The organism is Streptomyces sp. NPDC097617 (assembly GCF_044761485.1).
Taxonomy (GTDB): domain Bacteria; phylum Actinomycetota; class Actinomycetes; order Streptomycetales; family Streptomycetaceae; genus Streptomyces.
The window spans coordinates 1-2,189 of sequence record NZ_JBIWCL010000072.1; the positions used below are offsets into that span (position 1 = coordinate 1).

Sequence of the window (2,189 nt, forward strand, 5' to 3'; positions counted from 1 at the left end):
GCCAGCGGCTGGGCCTGCGCGTACTCCGCGCGGATCGACATCAGGCCCGGCATCTCGTGCTCGGCCAGGGTGATCTCCTTGCGGCCGAACACGGCGAGAGAGAGGTCTGCGACCTTGAAGTCCATGGGTTCTACTCCGTGATGGTGGTGGCTGGGTCGTGGCTGATGTTCAGGTTCTGATGGATCTCTAGAGTCGCGGTGGACTTGTTGAGGGTGATGTAGTGCAGTCCGGGTGCGCCCTCGGCGAGGAGGCGCTCGGACATGGCGCTGGCGTACTCGACGCCGATGCGGTGCCCGGCCGCCGGATCGTCCTTCGCGGCTTCGAGCCGCTGGGCGAGGGCGTCGGGGAAGCGGGCGTCGCTGAGTTCGGCGAAGCGCCGGATCTGGCGGAAATCGGTCGCCGGCATGATCTCGGGGATGATCGGGGTCAGGCAGCCGACGGCCAGGAGCCGGTCCCGCAGCCGCAGGTAGTCCTCGGCGTGGAAGAACATCTGGGTGATGGCGTAGTCGGCGCCGGCGTGGCACTTGGCCGCGAAGTGGTGGATGTCCTCGGTCCAGGAGGGTGAGCGGGGGTGACGCTCGGGGAACGCGGCCACGCCCACGGTGAAGTCGCCCAGCCGGCGGATGAGGGAGACCAGTTCGTGGGCGTGGGTCAGGCCGTCCGGGTGGCGCGTCCACTGCCCTTTCGGATCGCCGGGCGGGTCGCCGCGCAGGGCGAGGATGTCGCGGATGCCGGCGTCGGCGTACTGGCCGATGATGTGGCGCAGTTCGGCGATGGAGTGGCCGACGGCGGTCAGGTGGGCGACCGGGCGCAGGGTGGTCTCGGCGGCGATGCGCTTGGTGACTTCGACGGTGCGGCTGCGGGAGGAGCCGCCGGCGCCGTAGGTGACGGAGACGAAGGAGGGGGCGAGGGGCTCGATGCGGCGGATGGCCGCCCACAGGGTGCGCTCCCCGGCGTCGGTCTTCGGGGGGAAGAACTCGAAGGAGAAGGTCCGCCGGCCCTGGGCGAGCAGGTCGCGTACGCCGAGCGGGGCGGGTCGCGGTGTGGGGGTGGGGGCACGGGACGTGCGGGGGCGTTCGGCGGTGGCGGCCGGGGCAGCGGGCATGTCGGGCTCCTTTCCGGCTGGTGGGGGGTCAGCGCGCGTTGAAGTAGTTGGCTTCGGGGTGGTGGATGACGATCGCGTCGGTGGACTGCTCGGGGTGGAGCTGGAATTCCTCGGAGAGCTGGACGCCGATGCGTTGGGGTTCCAGGAGGTCGGCGATCTTGGCGCGGTCCTCCAGGTCGGGGCAGGCGGGGTAGCCCAGTGAGTAGCGGCAGCCCTGGTACTCGGTGCGGAACATGCCGGCCATGGACTGCGGGTCGGAGCCGCCGATACCGAGGTCGGCGCGGACGCGGGCGTGCCAGTACTCGGCGAGGGCCTCGGCGAGCTGGACGGACAGGCCGTGGAGTTCCATGTATTCGCGGTAGGCGTCGGCGGCGAAGAGCCGTGCGGTCTCCTCGCCGATGCGGTTGCCGACGGTGACGATCTGGAGGCCGACGACGTCGGTCTCGCCGGATTCCTCCGGGCGGAAGAAGTCGGCGAGGCACAGGCGGCGGCCGCGCTGCTGGCGGGGGAAGGTGAAGCGGGTGCGCTCCGAGCCGTTCTCGCCGAGGATGATCAGGTCGTCGCCCTTGGAGACGCAGGGGAAGTAGCCGTGGACGACGGCGGCTTCCAGGAGGCTGTCGGTGTGCAGCTTGTCGAGCCAGCCGCGCAGCCGGGGGCGGCCGTCGGTGGCGATGGTGTCGGCGTCCTTGAGGCCCCATTGGCCTTTGAAGAGGGCGCTCTCGTCGAGCCAGGAGGCGTAGTCCTTGAGCGGGATGCCCTTGACGACGCGGGTGCCCCAGAACGGCGGGGTGGGGACCGGGTTGTCGGTGGCGACGTCGGAGCGGCCGGCTTCGGACGGCTGCGCCGTTGTGAGCAGGGGTGTGTCGCGTTTGGGGACGCGGCGCTGCTTGAGGGGTGGGAGCTGGGCTCCGGGGACGCCGCGTTTGACGCCCATCAGGGCGTCCATCAGGCGCAGGCCCTCGAAGGCGTCGCGGGCGTAGCGGACTTCGCCCTCGTAGATTTCGTGGAGGTCCTGTTCGACGTAGGCGCGGGTGAGGGCGGCGCCGCCGAGGATGACGGGGTAGTCGGCTGCCAGCTTGCGCTG

3 protein-coding genes are annotated in these 2,189 nt (G+C 70.7%); all 3 read right to left on the reverse strand.

Annotation, left to right across the window (positions count from 1 at the left end):
* On the reverse strand, nt 1–125 hold a 125-nt coding region (locus tag ACIQZO_RS40410; RefSeq protein WP_403636411.1), incomplete at its 3' end, for an adenosylhomocysteinase.
* A gap of 5 nt (nt 126–130) precedes the next feature.
* Nucleotides 131–1,105, reverse strand: a complete 975-nt coding sequence (gene metF / locus ACIQZO_RS40415; protein WP_403636406.1) for a methylenetetrahydrofolate reductase [NAD(P)H] — start codon at nt 1,103–1,105, stop codon at nt 131–133.
* 28 nt (nt 1,106–1,133) lie between these two features.
* Nucleotides 1,134–2,189, reverse strand: a 1,056-nt coding sequence (locus ACIQZO_RS40420; protein WP_403636409.1) for a vitamin B12 dependent-methionine synthase activation domain-containing protein, incomplete at its 5' end; no start/stop codon positions are given.